The organism is Pseudomonas sp. BIC9C, assembly GCF_034541995.1.
In the GTDB taxonomy this organism is placed as follows: Bacteria; Pseudomonadota; Gammaproteobacteria; order Pseudomonadales; family Pseudomonadaceae; genus Aquipseudomonas; species Aquipseudomonas fluorescens_CC.
Map to the genome: position 1 here is coordinate 282,809 of NZ_JAWDGM010000004.1, position 18,404 is coordinate 301,212.

14 protein-coding genes are annotated in these 18,404 nt (G+C 60.5%); 7 read left to right on the plus strand and 7 right to left on the minus strand.

Features of this window, described 5'->3' with window-relative positions; translation table 11 throughout:
• Window positions 1-78 precede the first annotated feature (78 nt).
• Both RS887_RS19130 and RS887_RS19135 read left to right on the plus strand, forming a co-directional pair.
• The gene (locus tag RS887_RS19130) at window positions 79-711 is read left to right on the plus strand and encodes an isochorismatase family cysteine hydrolase (protein WP_322616572.1); all 633 of its coding nucleotides are present in this window, start codon (window positions 79-81) and stop codon (window positions 709-711) included.
• The gene (locus RS887_RS19135) at window positions 711-2,276 is read left to right on the plus strand and encodes an aldehyde dehydrogenase (NADP(+)) (RefSeq protein WP_322616821.1); all 1,566 of its coding nucleotides are present in this window, start codon (window positions 711-713) and stop codon (window positions 2,274-2,276) included. The genes RS887_RS19130 and RS887_RS19135 overlap by 1 nt, the downstream gene beginning before the upstream one ends.
• A gap of 134 nt (window positions 2,277-2,410) precedes the next feature.
• Here RS887_RS19135 and RS887_RS19140 read toward each other — a convergent pair whose 3' ends face one another.
• From RS887_RS19140 to RS887_RS19155, 4 genes are all read right to left on the minus strand, one after another.
• The gene (locus tag RS887_RS19140; RefSeq protein ID WP_322616573.1) at window positions 2,411-3,826 is read right to left on the minus strand and encodes a TolC family protein; all 1,416 of its coding nucleotides are present in this window, start codon (window positions 3,824-3,826) and stop codon (window positions 2,411-2,413) included.
• Window positions 3,826-7,017 (minus strand): efflux RND transporter permease subunit, encoded by a 3,192-nt coding sequence (locus tag RS887_RS19145; protein WP_322616574.1) that lies wholly within the window; start codon window positions 7,015-7,017, stop codon window positions 3,826-3,828. Before RS887_RS19145 ends, RS887_RS19140 begins: the two co-directional genes overlap by 1 nt.
• Window positions 7,018-7,029: 12 nt before the next feature.
• Complete coding sequence (gene mexE, locus RS887_RS19150) at window positions 7,030-8,271, minus strand: multidrug efflux RND transporter periplasmic adaptor subunit MexE (protein ID WP_008018632.1); 1,242 nt, start codon at window positions 8,269-8,271, stop codon at window positions 7,030-7,032.
• Between the two features lie 152 nt (window positions 8,272-8,423).
• The gene (locus tag RS887_RS19155) at window positions 8,424-8,717 is read right to left on the minus strand and encodes a LysR family transcriptional regulator (protein WP_322616575.1); all 294 of its coding nucleotides are present in this window, start codon (window positions 8,715-8,717) and stop codon (window positions 8,424-8,426) included.
• Window positions 8,718-8,864: 147 nt separating this feature from the next.
• Here RS887_RS19155 and RS887_RS19160 point away from each other — a divergent pair, with 147 nt between their 5' ends.
• Entirely contained in the window at window positions 8,865-9,428 is a 564-nt protein-coding gene (locus RS887_RS19160) for a helix-turn-helix domain-containing protein (RefSeq protein WP_322616576.1), read from the plus strand.
• A 121-nt stretch (window positions 9,429-9,549) separates the two neighbouring features.
• On the plus strand, window positions 9,550-10,632 hold the full coding sequence (locus RS887_RS19165) for a 2OG-Fe(II) oxygenase (RefSeq protein WP_322616577.1): 1,083 nt from the start codon (window positions 9,550-9,552) through the stop codon (window positions 10,630-10,632).
• Window positions 10,633-10,763: 131 nt separating this feature from the next.
• On the opposite strand, the gene katG is transcribed toward RS887_RS19165, so the two are convergent.
• Window positions 10,764-12,977 (minus strand): catalase/peroxidase HPI, encoded by a 2,214-nt coding sequence (gene katG / locus RS887_RS19170; RefSeq protein ID WP_322616578.1) that lies wholly within the window; start codon window positions 12,975-12,977, stop codon window positions 10,764-10,766.
• A gap of 331 nt (window positions 12,978-13,308) precedes the next feature.
• Here katG and RS887_RS19175 point away from each other — a divergent pair, with 331 nt between their 5' ends.
• Entirely contained in the window at window positions 13,309-13,515 is a 207-nt protein-coding gene (locus tag RS887_RS19175; RefSeq protein ID WP_322616579.1) for a hypothetical protein, read from the plus strand.
• Between the two features lie 62 nt (window positions 13,516-13,577).
• Here RS887_RS19175 and RS887_RS19180 read toward each other — a convergent pair whose 3' ends face one another.
• Window positions 13,578-13,775, minus strand: coding sequence for a YbdD/YjiX family protein (locus RS887_RS19180; RefSeq protein ID WP_322616580.1), 198 nt, complete (start codon window positions 13,773-13,775; stop codon window positions 13,578-13,580).
• 14 nt (window positions 13,776-13,789) lie between these two features.
• Window positions 13,790-15,847: a carbon starvation CstA family protein gene (locus RS887_RS19185; protein ID WP_322616581.1), complete on the minus strand. Its 2,058-nt coding sequence runs from the start codon at window positions 15,845-15,847 to the stop codon at window positions 13,790-13,792.
• A 389-nt stretch (window positions 15,848-16,236) separates the two neighbouring features.
• Here RS887_RS19185 and RS887_RS19190 point away from each other — a divergent pair, with 389 nt between their 5' ends.
• The gene (locus RS887_RS19190; protein WP_322616582.1) at window positions 16,237-17,607 is read left to right on the plus strand and encodes a cache domain-containing protein; all 1,371 of its coding nucleotides are present in this window, start codon (window positions 16,237-16,239) and stop codon (window positions 17,605-17,607) included.
• 8 nt (window positions 17,608-17,615) lie between these two features.
• Window positions 17,616-18,248, plus strand: coding sequence for a response regulator transcription factor (locus RS887_RS19195; RefSeq protein WP_322616583.1), 633 nt, complete (start codon window positions 17,616-17,618; stop codon window positions 18,246-18,248).
• The last annotated feature ends 156 nt before the right edge of the window (window positions 18,249-18,404 follow it).

The following is an 18,404-nucleotide window of genomic DNA, read 5'->3' on the forward strand; positions in this document are numbered from 1 at the left end:
TTACTATGATTATCATATCTACGTAGATCCTGAGCAACTACACTTCATCATCCACGGATTATTTTGCGGAGAACCGCCATGTCCAACGCCACCTACCCTCTTGACCGGACTGCCTATCTGCTGGTCGACCCCTACAACGATTTTCTCTCGGATGGCGGAAAGGTCTATCCCTTGATCGAGCCAATCGCCAGGCAGGTCGGCCTGCTCGACAACCTGCGTACGCTCGATCGCACCGTACGCGCGCTCAACATTCCAGTGGTCATCGTACCGCACCACCGCTGGGAAAAAGGCGACTACGAAAATTGGGACCACCCAAGCCCCAGCCAGTGCAAGATCATGCATATGCATCACTTCGCACGGGGTGAATGGGGCGGAGAATGGCACCCTGACTTCGCACCGAAGCAAGGCGATATCGTCGTGCAGGAGCATTGGGGGTCGAGCGGCTTTGCCAATACCGACCTCGATTTGCGCCTCAAGCAAAAGGGTATCACCCACGTGATCATCGTCGGCCTGCTGGCCAATACCTGCATCGAGGCAACCGCCCGTTACGCCCAGGAACTCGGCTATCACGTCACCCTGGTACGGGATGCGACCGCCGCCTTCAAGCCGGAAATGATGCACGCCGCCCATGAGCTGAACGGTCCGACGTTCGCCCATTCCATCGTGACCACCGACGAACTCGTTGCCGCACTGGCACAGGCGGGTGCGTGATGCAGTTGACCGGCAACCTGCTGATTGGCGCCAGCGATATCGGCGCCAGCGAAGGCACCCTGAAGGCGCTCAATCCCGCGACAAACCAACCGATTGAACCGGCGTTTGCGCTGGGTAGCGTGGCCGACGTTGACCGCGCCGTGGTCCTCGCCGATGAGGCGTTCGATGTTTACAGCCATACCTCGCTCGCCGCCCGGGCGGCGTTTCTCGAGTGCATCGCCGACAACCTCGACAGGGTCCGCGAGGCGCTGGCGGCACGGGCCGCCCTGGAAACCGGCCTGCCCGAGGCGCAACTGGAAGGCGAGGTAATCAAGGCGGCCACCCAGTTCCGCCAGTTCGCCGATGTCGTGCGCAAGGGGCGTTTTCTGCAACTGGCTATCGACCCCGCTCAACCCGAGCGTCAGCCTCGCCCGCGCATGGACCATCGCCTGCAGAAAATCGCCATCGGCCCGGTGGCGATCTTCGGTGCGAGCAATTTTCCCATCGCCTACTCGGTGGCCGGTGGCGATACCGCTTCGGCGCTGGCAGCCGGCGCGACCGTCATTCTCAAGGCGCACAACGCGCATCCCGGTGCCTCGGAAATTCAGGCCCGTGCCATTCGTGAGGCGGTGCAGGCATGCGCACTGCCCGAAGGCGTGTTCTCGATGGTGCGTGGCAGCGGCAATGCCATCGGCGAGGCGCTGGTCGATCATCCGCTGATCAAGGCCGTGACCTTCACCGGATCCGAGCAAGGTGGCATGGCGCTGTATCGGCGTGCGCAGCAACGCCCCGAGCCGATTCCGGTCTTCGCCGAAATGACCAGCGTCAACCCGACCTTCATCCTGCCCCAGGCACTCGCCGAACGCGGTGCGCAGATTGGCGACGGTTTTGCCGAACGCATGCTGGTCAACGTCGGGCAAGCCTGCCTCAAACCGGCGATCCTGATTGCCATCGAAGGTGCAGGGTTTGCAGCATTGCGCCACGCCATGAGCAAACGCGTGAGTGAAGCACCGGCACGTACCATGCTGACACCGGGCATCCATGGGGCGTACCTGAATGGTCTCTGCGCAATGGAAAACGCCGGAGCCAGCCTCGTCGCCGTGGGCTCGACCTCGACCGCTGAAGTGGATGGCCGCTCGGCGCTCTTCGAAGTCGATGGCCAACGCTTTCTCGCCGAACCGGCGCTTGCACAGGAGGTATTCGGCCCGTCCGCGCTGCTGGTGAAGGTCAGGGATGAGGAAGAGCTGTTACGGGTAGCACGCTCATTCAAGGGGCAACTCAGCGCGACCCTGCATCTTGAACAGGACGACTTGCCACTGGCCCGTCGCGTGCTGCCGACCCTTGAGCGACGTACCGGACGCATCGTGGTCAACGCCTTCGCCCATCCGCAGGAAGTGTGTTTTGCCACCGTGCATGGCGGGCCGTTTCCGGCCACCTCGGACAGCCGCTTTACCTCAGTGGGCATGACGTCCATCGAGCGCTTCCTGCGCCCGGTGGCCTACCAGGGTTTTCCGGATGCCTTGCTGCCAGAGCCTCTGCGCGAGGGCAATCCTTTGGGGCTGCCGCGCCTTGTGGACGGTCGATAAATGCCATTGCACTGACTGTAGGAGCAAGCTTGCTCGCGATGGACTCAAGAGCGCCGCGTATAACCAACAAAGGCGCGTCATCGTTAACGACCATCGCGAGCGAGCTCGCTCCTACAACCATAACAACGGGTCTGTCAGTTGTTTTTCGCCAGGGTTTCACCGCTGTCCCAACCGCCACCCAGGGATTTGTAGATCGCAACAATGGCCCGGTACTGGTCGGTTTCACCCAGTGCCTGGGCATCCTCGGCGTTCAACCGCTCACGTTGTGCGTCCAGCAACACCAGATAGTCCACCACCCCTTCCTTGTATTGCGTCGCCGCCAGGTCGGCCGCTGCGCGACTCGACTCGCTTTGCTTGATCAGCGACAGCAAGCGTTGCTGGCGTTTGCCGTAGTCGCTGAAGGCGTTTTCCGACTCTTCCAGTGCGAGCAACACCTGTTGCTCATAGGTCGCCAATGCCCCCTCGGCGTCGGCGTTTGCGCCACGAATTCGCGCCCGCACACTGCCCAGGTCAAACGCGGCCCAGGTGATGCTCGGCCCCAGGCTCCAGGCGCGGGCGGCACTGGAACCGATTTGCGAGCCACGCCCCGCTATGAACCCCAGGAACCCGCTCAAACTCACCCGTGGAAACAGGTCGGCGGTGGCCACGCCGACATCGGCCGTTGAAGCCGCCAGCCGGCGCTCTGCCGCGAGCACATCCGGCCGCCGATGCAACAGCCCGCCGGGATCGCCAATCGGCAACGCCTTGGCGATGGCCGGCAAGTCCTTTGGACTCAAGTCGATGCTCAGCGTGTCCGGGCGTTCACCCAGCAGCGTGGCGATGCGGTTTTTGTGGTGCACCTGCTCCGCTTGCAGTTGCGGCACGCTCGCCTCAACGGCCGCCAACCGGGCATCGGCACGCACCACGTCGAGTTCGTTACCCACGCCAGCGTCACGCAGGCTCACCGTCACGGTGCGCGATTCACTCTGGTTCTTGAGGTTGGCCAAGGCGATTTTTTCCCGCAGTTGCGCACCGCGCAACTGACCATAGGCGTCCACCAGTTCGGCGATCATGGTCACCCGCAGTTGGTACAGGTCCGCCGCCGTGGCGTCTTCCCGGGCATCGCTGGATTCCAGTTCGCGCTGGATACGCCCGAACAGATCGATCTCCCAGGCCATGTCCAGGCCCAGATCGTAGCGCTCGGTGTTGACCCGATGCTCGGTCAGACCCGGCACCTGTGCCTTGCCCTGCGTGCTGCTGACCCGGCTGGTGACCACCGGCAGATTATCGTTGCTGATGTCATCGCGGATGGCGCGGGCGGCTTTCCAGCGGGCGAAGGCCACGCGCAGATCGCGGTTGCCATCGAGCGCTTTGCCGACCAACTGATTCAGTGTGGGGTCATCGAATTGCTGCCACCACAGCGTTTCGAAACGCGACTGATCGTAGTGGGCCCCTTGTGCCGAGACGACATGGGCAGGTGCCGTGTCCGGGGTCTTGTAATCCGGCCCTACGGTGCAGGCGGCCAGTGCCGCGACCAGGAGGCCGGGAAGAAAGAGCTTGTAAGCATTCATCAGTGTGCCTCCGAATCAATAACGTTGAGCGACTTAACCTGGGGCGCCTTGCCCGCGGTTTTACGCTCGATGTAGCGACGAATCAGGACGAAGAACACCGGCGTCAGCAGCAACCCGAAGAAGGTCACCCCGAGCATCCCGGAGAACACGGCGACCCCCATGGCCCGACGCATTTCCGAACCGGCTCCAGTGGAAGTCACCAACGGAATCACGCCCATGATGAAAGCGATCGAGGTCATCAGGATCGGCCGCAGACGCATGCGGCAAGCGTCGAGCACAGCATCCAGCGGCGACAGGCCCTGGTCCTGCCGGTCCTTGGCGAACTCGACGATCAGGATCGCGTTCTTACACGCCAGGCCCACCAGTACGATCAAGCCGATCTGGGTGAAGATGTTGTTATCGCCCCTGGAAAGGATCACCCCGGCAATCGCCGACAACAGCGTCATCGGTACGATCAGGATCACCGCCAGCGGCAGGCTCCAGCTTTCATACAGTGCCGCCAGCACCAGGAACGCCAGCAGGACGCAGAGCGGGAACACCAGCAACGCGGTATCGCCGGACAGGATCTGCTGGTAGGTCAGGTCGGTCCACTCGTAGGTCATGCCGTTGGGCAATTCTTCCTTGAGCAGTTTCTCGATGGCTTTCTGGGCCTGGCCGGAGCTGAAGCCGGGCGCCGCCGCGCCGTTGATTTCCGCACTGATGAAGCCGTTGTAGTGCATGACCCGATCTGGCCCCGACGTCGGGCTGACCTTGATGAACGTGGCGAGCGGGATCATTTCTCCATGGTCGTTACGCACCTTCAACTGGCCGATCTGCTCCGGCTCCAGGCGGAACTGCTGGTCGGCCTGAACGTTGACCTGATAGGTGCGGCCGAAACGGTTGAAGTCGTTGGCATACAGCGATCCCAGGTACACCTGCAGCGTATCGAAGATATCGCTGACGGCCACGCCGTGAGTCTTGGCTTTTTCCCGGTCAATCGCGGCGTCGACCTGCGGCACGTTCACCGTGAAGCTGGTGAACAGATTGGCCAGTTCCGGAACGCTGCGGCTCTTGGCGATGACGTTCATGGTCTCTTTGTACAGGGCTTCATAGCCCAGGTTGCCGCGGTCTTCGATCTGCAGTTTGAAACCACCGATAGTGCCCAACCCTTGAACCGGCGGTGGCGGGAACACGGCGATGTAGGCGTCCTGAATGCTGCCGAATTTGGCGTTCAGTGAAGCGGAAATCGCCTTTGCCGACAGGCTCGGGTCTTTGCGTTCATCGAAGGGCCGCAAACCGATGAAGGCGATGCCGGCGTTCGGGCTGTTGGTGAAGCCATTGATCGACAGGCCGGGGAACGCCACCGCGCTGTCAAAACCTGGCTCGTTCATGGCGATGGTGCTCATGCGACGGATCACCGACTCCGAGCGATCAAGGCTGGCGGCGTCCGGCAGTTGCGCGAAAGTCACCAGGTACTTTTTATCCTGGGTCGGCACGAAACCGGTCGGCGTGGTGCTGAAGCCCATGTACGTCATGGCGATCAGCCCGGCATACACCAGCAAGGCCACGCTGCTGCCACGAATGACCTTGGCGACGGCAACCACATAGCCATGGCTGGCCTTTTCGAATACACGGTTGAAGGGTTTGAACAGCCAGCCACCGAACAGACGATCCAGCACTTTGGAGAAACGGTCTTTCGGTGCGCCGTGGGCCTTGAGCAATACCGCGGCCAATGCCGGCGACAGGGTCAGGGAGTTGAACGCCGAGATCACGGTCGAGATGGCAATGGTCAGGGCGAACTGCTTGTAGAACTGCCCGGTCAGGCCCGAGATGAACGCTGCCGGCACGAACACAGCGCACAACACCAGCGCCGTGGCGATGATCGGGCCGGTCACCTCGCCCATGGCTTTCTTGGTGGCTTCGATCGGCTCGAGGCCCAACTCGATGTTGCGCTCGACGTTCTCCACCACCACGATCGCATCATCGACCACGATCCCGATGGCCAGCACCAGGCCGAACAGCGACAGGGCATTGAGCGAGAAACCGAACAGGTGCATCACGGCAAAGGTGCCGATCAACGATACCGGCACAGCGACCAACGGAATGATCGAGGCGCGCCAGGTTTGCAGGAACAGGATCACCACCAGCACCACGAGGATCAGCGCTTCGAACAGGGTGTGAACCACCGCTTCAATCGAACTGCGCACGAAGATGGTCGGGTCGTAGACGATCTCGTAGTCCATGCCCTCCGGGAAGCCTTTCTTCAGTTCGGCCATCTTCGCCCGTACCTGGTCGGAGACGTCGATCGCATTGGAGCCCGGACGCTGGAAGATCGGCATCGCCACCGCTTCCTGGTTATTGAGCAAGGCGCGCAGGGCATACTGGTTGGAGCCGAGTTCAATCCGCGCAATGTCCTTGAGGCGAGTGATCTCGCCGTCCGGACCACTGCGGACAATCACGTTCTCGAACTCCTCCTCGGTGACCAGCCGCCCCTGGGAGTTGATCGACATCTGGAAGCTCGTGGCGTTGGGCGCAGGTGGTGCGCCCAGTTGGCCGGCAGCGACCTGACGGTTCTGTTCACGAACCGCGTTGACCACGTCAGTCGCGGTCAGGTTGCGTGAAGCGGTCTTGTTCGGATCGAGCCAGATGCGCAGCGAGTAATCGCCGATACCGAACATCTTCACGTCACCGATACCGTTCAGGCGCGACAGCTCATCCTTGACGTTGAGGATCGCGTAGTTGGACAGGTACAGCATGTCGTAGCGCTTGTCCGGCGAGGTCAGGTGCACCACCATCGTCAACTCGGGCGATGCCTTGTCCACGGTGATGCCGATGCGCGTCACTTCTTCGGGAAGTTTTGGCTCGGTGCGCGTGACGCGGTTCTGCACCTGCACCTGGGCGTTGTCCAGGTCGGTGCCCAGGGCGAAGGTCACCGTGAGGGTGAGCCGGCCATCGGCGGTGGACTGCGAGTACATGTAGAGCATGTTCTCGACGCCGGTGATGGCTTGTTCAAGCGGCGCGGCAACGGTTTCGCCAATCACCTTGGGGTTGGCGCCCGGGTAGTTGGCGTGGATGACGACGGTCGGTGGTACCACCTCGGGGTATTCGCTGATCGACAACTGAAACAGCGCGATGGCGCCGGCAATCAGGATCAACAGCGACAGCACCGCGGCGAAGATCGGCCGCGTGATAAAGAACCGGGAGAACTTCATGACAGTGTTCCTTTATCCGCGAGGCGAAACGGCAGCATCGGTTTTCACCAATGCCGGGGACGGAGCGACGGGCTGGTTACCCGCCTCGATGGCCTGACGTTGACGGGCCAGGGTGGCGACGGTTTGCGCATCGGCCATTGGCGCATCCTGAGGCGCGACCACTGCGCCGGGACGAACCCGTTGCAGGCCGTTGATGACGATCCGGTCTTCCTTTTGCAAACCGCTGCGCACAATGCGCAACCCTTCGAGCTTCGGTCCCAGATCGACGCTGCGGTACACGGCCTTGTTGTCCTGGTCGATCACCAGCACGAACTTCTTGCCCAGGTCGGTACCCACGGCCTCGTCCTTGATCAACAGGCCGGCATAGGCCGCGCTGCCCACCAGCTTCAATCGGGCATACAACCCCGGGGTGTATTGGCCGTCGGCGTTGTCGAACACCGCACGGCCACGAATGGTGCCCGTCTTGGGATTGACCTGGTTGTCGACAAAGTTCATCTGCCCCAGGTGGCTGTTGCCCTCCTCGTTCGACAAGCCCATGTACACCGGCGTGGATTGACTGCGCCGGCCTTCACGGGAGAGTTGGCCGTACTTGAGGAACAGGCGCTCATCGGCATCGAAATAGGCGTAGACCTTGTCGGTGGAGACCACGCTGGTCAGCGCCGAGGTGTCGGCGGTGACGATGTTGCCGGCGGTGATTTCGGCACGGCTGACCCGGCCGCTGATTGGCGCGGTAACGCGGGTGAAGCTCAGGTTCAGGCGTGCAAGATCGAGTTGTGCCTGCACGGCATCGACGGCGGCCCTGGCTTCCTGGGCGCTGGTGTTGCGCGTGTCGGCCAGTTCCGCAGAGATGGCATTGCTGCTCAGCAGGCGCTGGCCGCGTTGCGCTTCGTTGGCGGTTCGAGCCAGCGTGGCGCGAGTTTGCTGCAATTGCGCTTCAAGGCGATGCACTTCGTGTTCGAATGGTCGTGGATCGATCTGGAACAGCAAATCCCCTTTCTTTACCGACTCGCCATCCGTGAAGGCGACACGATCGATCTGCCCCGAAACCCGCGGGCGAACCACGACGGTTTCCGGCGCTTCCAGACGGGCGGTGACTTCGTCCCATTCCGTGATGGGTTGCTCCAGCACTTTGGCGACCGTGACATGCGGCGCACCCGGTGCCTGGGCGGCATCGGGTGCGTGACCGCAGGCAGTGATGGTCGCCAACGCCAATGCAGCAAGGGGATAACGCAAAGGTTTGAGTGACTGTTCCATGAGTAGTGTCCGCCAGACGGTTTAGGGGTTGGAAAATTCTCGGCCTCACAGAGGGCAGCGACGAATTGAACGGAGTGAACTTGGTTATCACCATTAATGATGACTATCATGTATAGGCACAAAAAAATGAAGGTTCAGATCAAGCCTATGAATTAACTGGGTTTTTTATTGCAAGCCGTCAGACTGACAACGGAACAAATGGAGTCCAGTGCGGGCCCAAGCGCTTGCGCCACCTGCAAGGCGCGGGTGGTCGGTTCCATTTTGTGGCCAATGCGTTTAAACAGAGGGTCGTTGAACAGTCTGCGCAGACGACCCAATGCGCCGCTGACCGCCGGTTGGCCCAGGGAAAGTCTTTCTGCGGCCCGAGTGACGTTGCGTTCCTGAATGAGCGCCTCGAAAACCACCAGCAGATTGAGGTCGATACTGCGCAGATCATTACGTTTCATGGGTCAGCACCCTGTGAGGTGTTTTGACTTGAGCCACGGGCTCGAGACCGGCAAAACCATTGCCGCGAATTTATATTACGACCATAATTAATACCAGCCCCTGAGCAAAAATTTGCCAGGGCGCTCATCGGATGACAGGACCCACTCATGAAAGTGACGAAAGACCAGGCAGCCGCCAACAAGGAAGCGATCCTCGGCGCGGCCTCGAAGATGTACCGGGAAAAAGGCATCGACGGCATTGGCATCGGCGAACTTTCCCGCTCGGTGGGCCTGACCCATGGCGGCTTTTACGGACAGTTCCCCGGTGGCAAGGAGCAGTTGGCGTCGGAGGCTGTGAGCCGCACGTTCGAAACCAACATCGAAGACTGGCGAGCGGCCAAGTCCATCCCCGAACTGCTCAAGGGTTACCTGACCCAAGCCCACCTGACCAACTGGACCGAAGGCTGCCCGATCCCCGCCCTGGGGGCCGATGTCGCGCGCAACGGCGGTGCCGTCAGCCACTCGTTCACCAAAGGCGTTCAGACCCTGATCGAAACGCTGATGCCACTGGTCGACGGTGAAACCGATGACGAAAAACACCAGGAAGCCTTGCGCATCCTGTCATCGATCACCGGGGCAGTACTGATCGCCAGGGCCCTGGATAACCCTCGATTGTCGGAGCAGTTCCTGCAATCGGTGATCGAGGCCTGGTCTGCCGACGCCCAGGCATGACAATCCTGGTAAAACCAGAGAGACAAGTCATGAATGAGGAGTCGCCCTCAGCGCTCCAGGCAACATCAACAAGACTGAACTAGCTTTACCCGCAACCACGGCCAACCGGCAAGGAGTTGTGATGCGCGCCACAGCATTTTCAGTCGGCCAACCAGCCCCCTGGTTCTATTGCCGAACTCAACTGAGAGAACGCTTTTGTTTCGACACTATCGCCGGTCGGTATGTCGTACTTTATTTTTTTGGTTCTGCGGCGGATCCTGCATCAACTGTAGTTCTGGAAGGTATTCGGGCCCATCGCCAGCGGTTCGATGATGATCACGTCTGCTTCTTTGGTGTTTCCGTAGATCCGGATGATGAAAAACTCAAGCGGGTGGAAAGTTCGATACCTGGCATGCGCTTCATCTGGGATTTCGATCGGTCAGTCAGCAAGCTCTACGGTACGTTGCAACCAGACGGCAGCATCAGGCAAATCACCTATGTGCTGGATCCTGCGCTGCGTGTCCTGGCCGTCGTCCCGATAGAAACACCGATTGATAACCATGTCCCCTCGTTGATGCGCTTTCTGGACAGATTACCGGCACCGACTCCGCCACGCGCCGCCACGCCACACGCACCCGTCCTGGTGGTTCCCCGTATATTCGAGCCCTCGCTGTGTAAAGCACTGATACGTTATTACGACGAACGTGGCGGAGAGGAATCCGGGTTCATGACCGAGCAATCGGGTAAAACCGTCCAGGTCACCGACCATGGCCACAAACGACGTCGTGACTGCGTGATTGAAGATCAGGCTCTAACCAAGGCCTGTGTGTTGCGCATAGCCAACCGTCTGCTTCCACAGCTACATCAAGCGTTCCAGTTCAATGCCACTCGAATGGAGCGCTACCTGGTGGCCTGCTACAACAGCGAGGAAGGCGGGCATTTCCGGCCCCATAGGGATAACACCACGAAGGGTACGGCGCATCGCCGCTTTGCCGTTTCCTTGTTTCTTAATGCGGGAGAGTACGAAGGTGGCTTTCTGCATTTCCCGGAGTATGGAAAAGTGCTTTACAGCGCACCAACAGGAGGGGCCGTGGTGTTTTCGTGTTCACTGTTGCACGAAGCCACTCCGGTAACCCAGGGTCGCCGTTATATGTTTCTCCCGTTTTTATACGATGATGCTGCTCGCATCATTCGAGAAGAGAACCGCTCATTTATTGAAAGCTGACTCGCGCTCGACACGATTCAACTTTCATTACAGGCGGCCTTGAGTGCTGGACGCCCTCCGCTGATGCAGGAGCCGGAGGGCGAGCCGAGGCACTTTTTGCCGGTTAAGCCGGCGTTATGACAACCTCTCCTCTAGACGCTGCGAGTCAAGTCGAAGCGGTCCAGGTTCATCACTTTGGTCCAGGCGGCGACGAAGTCCTTGACGAACTTCTGCTGCGCATCGGCGCAGGCATAGACTTCGGCCAGCGCACGCAACTGCGCGTTCGAACCGAAGACCAGGTCAACCCGGGTGCCCGTCCACTTCACTGCACCGGTTTTGCGATCACGCCCTTCATACTCCTGCTGGGCATCCGACACCGGCTTCCACTCCACGCCCATATCCAGCAGATTGGTGAAGAAGTCGTTGGTCAGCGCCTCCGGCCGTTGGGTGAACACGCCATGCCGGGTTTGCCCGACATTGGTGTTCAACACCCGCAGCCCACCCAGCAATACCGTCATTTCCGGCGCACTGAGCGTCAGCAGTTGTGCCTTGTCGATCAGCAATTTTTCGGCCGGCACACGGTACTGTTGCTTCAGGTAATTACGGAAGCCGTCGGCAATCGGTTCAAGGAAACCGAAGGACTCGACATCGGTCTGATCCTGACTGGCGTCCATGCGTCCCGGGCTGAACGGCACCGTCACACTGTGGCCGGCGTTTTTCGCAGCCTGTTCGACACCCGCGCCACCGGCGAGCACGATCAGGTCGGCCAGGGAGATTTTCTTGCCACCGGTTTGCGCGCTATTGAACTCCTTCTGGATGCCTTCGAGTTTGGCCAGCACATTGGCCAGTTGCTGCGGCTGGTTGGCCTCCCAGGACTTTTGCGGTGCCAGGCGCAGACGCCCGCCGTTGGCACCGCCGCGTTTGTCGGAGCCACGGAAGCTGGAAGCCGCCGCCCACGCTGTCGATACAAGCTGCGAGACCGACAGGCCGGACGCCAGCACCTTGCTTTTCAGGCCCGCCACGTCGCTGTCATTGACCAGCGGATGATCGACGGCAGGGATCGGGTCTTGCCACAGCAATTCTTCGTTCGGCATTTCCGGGCCGAGGTAGCGCGAGAGCGGGCCCATGTCACGGTGAATCAGCTTGTACCAGGCACGGGCGAAAGCGTCGGCCAACTGGTCCGGATTGGCCAGGAAACGCCGGGAAATCGGTTCATAGATCGGGTCGAAGCGTAGCGACAGGTCCGTGGTCAGCATGGTCGGATCACGCCGTATTGACGGATCGTGGGCATCCGGAATGGTACCGGCGCCAGCGCCGTTTTTCGGCTTCCACTGGTTGGCCCCCGCCGGGCTCTTGGTCAGTTCCCATTCGTAAGCGAACAGGTTCTCCAGATAGTTGTTGCTCCACTGGGTTGGCGTGGTCGTCCAGGTCACTTCCAGGCCGCTGGAGATGGTGTCGCCACCTTTACCGGTACCGAACGTGCTCTTCCAGCCCAGGCCCTGCAGTTCGAGGCCGGCGGCTTCGGGCTCAGGTCCGACATGATCGACGGGACCGGCACCGTGGGTTTTGCCGAAGGCGTGACCGCCCGCGATCAGCGCGACGGTTTCCTCGTCGTTCATTGCCATGCGCGCAAAGGTTTCACGGATGTCTATCCCGGCGGAAACCGGATCGGAGTTGCCTTCTGGGCCTTCGGGGTTTACGTAAATCAGGCCCATCTGCACGGCTGCGAGGGGAGTTTCCAGAGTGCGCTCTGCGGGAACTTGCCCGGCATCCTTGCCATAACGCACATCGCCACCCAGCCACTTGCTTTCAGCCCCCCAGTAAACGTCTTCGTCCGGTTCCCAGACATCCGGGCGGCCACCGGAAAAACCAAAGGTCTTGAAGCCCATGGACTCCAGTGCAACGTTGCCGGTGAGGACGATCAGGTCGGCCCAGGAGATTTTGTTGCCGTACTTTTGCTTGATCGGCCAGAGCAGCCGACGGGCCTTGTCGAGGCTGACGTTGTCCGGCCAGCTGTTGAGCGGTGCAAAGCGTTGCTGGCCGGAACCGGCGCCGCCCCGGCCGTCACCGGTGCGATAGGTGCCTGCGGCGTGCCAGGACATGCGGATAAAGAAAGGCCCATAGTGACCGAAGTCCGCCGGCCACCAGTCCTGAGAATCGGTCATCAGCGCAGTCAGGTCTTTTTTCAGCGCCTGGAAGTCCAGACTTTTGAAGGCTTCGGCGTAGTTGAAGTCGCCCCCCAACGGGTCAGACTTGGGCGAGTGTTGACTCAAGATCTTCAGGTTCAGTTGGTTCGGCCACCAGTCGCGGTTCGTCGTGCCACCGCCAGCGGCGTGATTGAACGGGCATTTCGATTCAGTTGACATGGCATCTCCTCTTGATTTTGTTTTCAGCTAACCACCTTTGAGCGTGGATCCGGATCACCGATTGATGAAATAGCTTTTCGGTATGGGATCCATAGCCTCAAGGCTATGACAGCCCCGTGATCTGTCGCTCCAGAACATCCATTAAAGTACCGGACCGGGAAACTGTCGCTGCCACCGGGGAGATAGCTGATAAACAGTTCAAATCAGCACGAAGATGCAGCAGGTCGTGAGAACATCGGCAAGATCATGAACACCTGCCACAATGCTTCACTGTTATTTGCTACAAGGATGTTGGCGATTGGAAGGATCGTTTGCCGCAAGAGGTTTCGCCATGCTCCTCAAAGTTTTTGTCATCTGGACATTGCTGTCGATCATCGTCGCCGCCGTGTTCTGTCGCCTGATGCATAACGCCAAGGTTGCCGACCGTGCGCTCAAGATCGCCAGGCCGGATCGTCAGCCCCATGGTCAAAAGGTGGGCAACACTTCCATGACCCGGGATAAAAGTGGCGACGACGATTCGGATCGCCACGCGGCCTGAAACATTCAGGGCGTTCCTGCACGCAATAAAAACCGGCTTTTCAGCCGGTTTTTTTGTTTCACTCAACAGCACTTCGGTCCGGCTTTACTGCCGTAACGGGCCTCCTGGCGCTCGCGGAAGAACGCCTCGTAGTCCATCACCGGTTTGTCCGGGTGCCTGGTCTGCATGTGCTCGACATAGTTGTCGTAGTCGGGCATGCCGACCATCAGGCACGCGGCCTGACCGAGGTATTTACCGAGGCGACTGAGGTCATTGAACATGCTGCCCTCCTCGCCTATGCATTCGGCACGACCTGGAATGGCGCTTCTTTATCCGTACGCTCCTTGCTGCCCCAGGCGGCAATACCGACCTTGAGCGCGAAGAACAGGATGCTGAACACCACGAACAGGAACAGCGCGGTCAGCGTTGCATTGGTGTAGGCGTTGAAGATCACGTGCTGCATCTGCTCGATGCTCTTGGCCGGGGCCAGCACCTGACCGTTGGCCAGGGCATCGCTGTACTTCTTGGCCAGGGCCAGGAAGCCGATCGCCGGGTTGGCATCGAACAGCTTGATGAAGCCGGCGGTGGTGGTGCAGATCAGCAGCCATACCGCCGGCAGCAAGGTGACCCAGACATAACGCTGGCGCTTCATCTTGATCAGCACCACGGTGCCGAGCATCAGCGCGATACCGGCCAGCATCTGGTTGGAGATACCGAACAGCGGCCACAGGGTGTTGATGCCGCCCAGCGGGTCGATCACGCCCTGGTACAGCAGATAACCCCACATGGCCACGCAACCGGCGGTGGCGATCAGGTTGGCGGTCCAGGATTCGGTGCGGCGCAGGGCCGGCACGAACGAGCCGAGAAGGTCCTGGAGCATGAAGCGCCCGGCACGGGTACCGGCGTCGACCGCGGTGAGGATGAACAGCGCTTCGAACAGAATCGCGAAGTGGTACCAGAACGCCATGGTGTTCTCGCCCGGCAACACGTGGTGCAGGATCTGCGCGATCCCCACCGCCAGGGTCGGCGCACCACCGGCACGGGCCAGGATGGTGGTTTCACCGATGTCGTGGGCCACCGCTTGCAACGCTTCCGGCGTGATGGCAAAGCCCCAGCTGCTGACGGTTTGCGCAACGGCCACCGCATCGGCGCCCACCACGGCCGCCGGGCTGTTCATGGCGAAGTACACGCCAGGATCGATCACCGAAGCCGCGACCATGGCCATGATGGCCACGAAGGATTCCATCAGCATGCCGCCGTAACCGATGTAGCGGGCATGCCCTTCACTGGCGAGCAGCTTCGGCGTGGTGCCGGAAGCGATCAGCGCATGGAAGCCCGACACCGCGCCACAGGCGATGGTGATGAACAGGAACGGGAACAGACCGCCCTTCCACACCGGGCCGGTGCCGTCGATGAACTGGGTCAGCGCCGGCATTTTCAGCTCGGGCATGGTCACCAGAATGCCGATGGCGAGGGCGACGATGGTGCCGATTTTCAGGAAGGTCGACAGGTAATCGCGCGGTGCCAGGATCAGCCACACCGGCAACACCGCCGCGACAAAACCGTAGCCGATCAGCATCCAGGTGATCTGGATACCGGTAAAGGTAAAGGCCTTGGCCCACACCGGGTCCGCAGCAATCTGCCCGCCCAGCCAGATCGAGCCGAGCAGCAACACCACGCCGATCACCGAGATCTCACCGATGCGGCCCGGGCGGATGTAGCGCATGTAGACGCCCATGAACATCGCGATCGGAATGGTCGCCATCACCGTAAACATGCCCCACGGGCTATCGGCCAGGGCCTTCACCACGATCAGCGCCAGCACCGCAAGGATGATGATCATGATCAGGAAACAACCGAACAGTGCGATGGTACCGGGGATACGGCCCATTTCTTCACGGACCATGTCACCGAGGGACCGGCCGTTGCGGCGGGTGGACATGAACAGGACCATGAAGTCCTGCACCGCACCGGCCAGCACCACGCCGGCGATCAGCCACAGCGTGCCGGGCAAGTAGCCCATCTGCGCCGCCAGCACCGGGCCGACCAGCGGGCCTGCACCGGCGATAGCGGCGAAGTGGTGACCGAAGAGGACGTGTTTGTTGGTCGGTACATAGTCCAGACCGTCATTGTTGAGCACGGCGGGAGTGGCCCGATTGGGATCGAGTTGCATCACTTTATTGGCGATGAACAGGCTGTAATAGCGGTAGGCAACGAGGTAGATAGCGACGGCTGCGACTACGATCCACAGGGCGTTGATCGCTTCACCGCGGCGCAGGGCCACGACACTCAGCGCAATCGCTCCCAGGACAGCCACGGCAAACCAGGCGAGGTGTTTAGCCAGACGGGGCATAGAAGGGTCTCCTGCCGACAGCTCGTGACTGCGGCGGTAATTTTTATAATTGTGTCCGCGGTGCGGAGCTGGCCCAATATCTGCGCATGCCGTCCACAAATAAATCCGCGTTACTACGTACGCGGCATCTACGTAGTTCTACGTAGATGACACCGATCTCATGTGGGTTGACCACCGGAACCGGGGCATCCCCGATCAAATGTGGGAGCGAGCCTGCTCGCGATAGCGGATTTTCAGCCACATCGCTTCTGAATGTGCCTCCCTCATCGCGAGCAAGCTCGCTCCCACAGGTCTTGCACACTCCCGCCAGGTCATTCCGTCCAGCAATGTTATTGGCCCGACGTATCTTTGGCTTATGATCCCAAGCCTTCGCGCGGGCAGGAGTCAACATGCAGCTCAAACACAAGATCGTCGCCCTCGGGATTCTGCCGCTGGTGCTGGCCATTGCCGTCATCTGCGCGCTGGTGATTTCCCTCAACCGCCAATTGGGCGATCAGCAGGCGCAACTGATCGAAGACAGCATTCTGGCGAGCAAGCGCGCGGAACTGAAAAACTACGTGGAAATGGCCCAGAGCCTGATCGCGCCGCTGTACGACGACGGTCACGGCGACGCCCGTGCCCAGCAACAAGTACTGGAAGAACTGCGCAAACTCAGCTTCGGCATCAACGGCTACTTCTTCGTCTACGATCGCGAAGGCCGCAGCCTGATGCACGCACGGCAGTCGGAACTGGTGGGGCAATACCTGTGGGACATGAAAGACCCCCACGGCCTGCCGGTGATTCAGGCGCTGCTCAAAAGCGCGCAATCGGGCGAAGGCTTTCAACGCTACGCCTGGAACAAACCCTCCTCCGGCCAGGTGACCGACAAGCTCGCCTACGTGGTGATGCTCGATCGCTGGGGCTGGATGCTCGGTACCGGCATCTACCTTGAGGACGTCGAACGCGCGACCCAGCAGGCCCGTGCCGAAGTGGCCATGGGCATCCGCAAGACCATGATGGCGATTGCCGTGGTTGCCCTTGTCGCGGTGCTGTTCGTCTTCGCCACGGGCATGACCCTCAACGTCAGCGAACATCGGTTGGCGGACAAAAAACTGCAGCGCCTGACCCAGCGCATCGTCAGCCTGCAGGAAGAGGAACGATCGCGGGTGTCCCGCGAGTTGCACGACGGCATCAGCCAGGTGTTGGTCTCGATCAAGTTTCAGTTCGAACTGGCCAGCCATCTGCTGGAAAGCGGACAGGCCCACGACAAGGGCCTGAACACGCTGAAAGACGCCACCGAGCGCCTGGGCGATGCCATCGGTGAAGTCCGCAGCCTCTCCCACGACCTGCGCTCCTCCTTGCTCGACACCCTCGGCCTGCCGGCGGCCATCGGCCAATTGGCCGCGGAATTCGAGCAGCGCAGCGGGCTGACCGTGACCTATGACGAAAATGAATTCGACTGCCAACTGGTCGACGGTGCCGCCGTCGCATTGTTTCGCATCGTGCAGGAAGGCCTGACCAACATCGAACGTCACGCCCGGGCGAAAAACGTGTCCATAACCCTGCGCGGCTGCGAACAATCGGTGCGGCTGACGGTGGTCGATGACGGCATTGGTTTCAACGTTGCCCAGGTCGAACGTCGCCAGGCCGGCATTGGTTTGCGTAACATCCGCGAACGCGTCGAACATTTTGGCGGGCGCTTCGATTTGATTTCGATGCCGGGCAGAAGTGAGCTGGACGTACTGCTGCCGATGAAACCTGGCGCAAAACTACAAGAGTGAAACCTCGCATGAACCTGCCCTCCCCGATCCGCGTCGCCCTGGTCGACGATCACTCCCTGGTCCGCGACGGCATCAAGGCGCTACTGGCCGTGATGTCGCCCCTGGAAATGGTTGGAGAAGCGGAAAACGGCGCCGAGGCCATCGAGATGGTCGGACGCTGCCAGCCAGACCTGTTGCTGGTCGACATCAGCCTGCCGGACATGAACGGCCTGGAACTGACCCGCATGCTGCGCAGCCAGTACCCGTCGCTCAAGGTGCTGGTGCTGAGCATGTACGACAATTACGAATACGTCAGTGAATCGGTGCGCTCCGGCGCCAGCGGCTACGTGCTCAAGAACGCCCCGTCACGGGAAATCATCGCCGCCATCGAAGCCATCAGCAGCGGCGGGACCTTCTACAGCGCGGAAATCGCCCAGCGGCTGATCGCCGACAGGAACACCGACAACGAACTGACCCCGAGGGAAAGCCAGGTGCTGTCGAAGATGGCGCAAGGGCTGAACAACAAGGAAATGGCCCGGGAACTGGATATCAGCGTGCGCACGGTGGAGACACACCGCTTGAGCATTCGACGCAAGCTCAACATCGACAAGCCGGCGGCGCTGGTCAAGTACGCCATCGATCACGGGCTTATTTCCCGCTAACACCGCGAACCCTGTGGGAGCGGGCTTGCTCGCGAAGAGGCCGGCACATTCAACATTGATGGCGACTGACACACCGCTTTCGCGAGCAAGCCCGCTCCCACAAAGATCACCAAATCATCCATTGACTACGTCGATAGTCACCATTGATTCAATGAA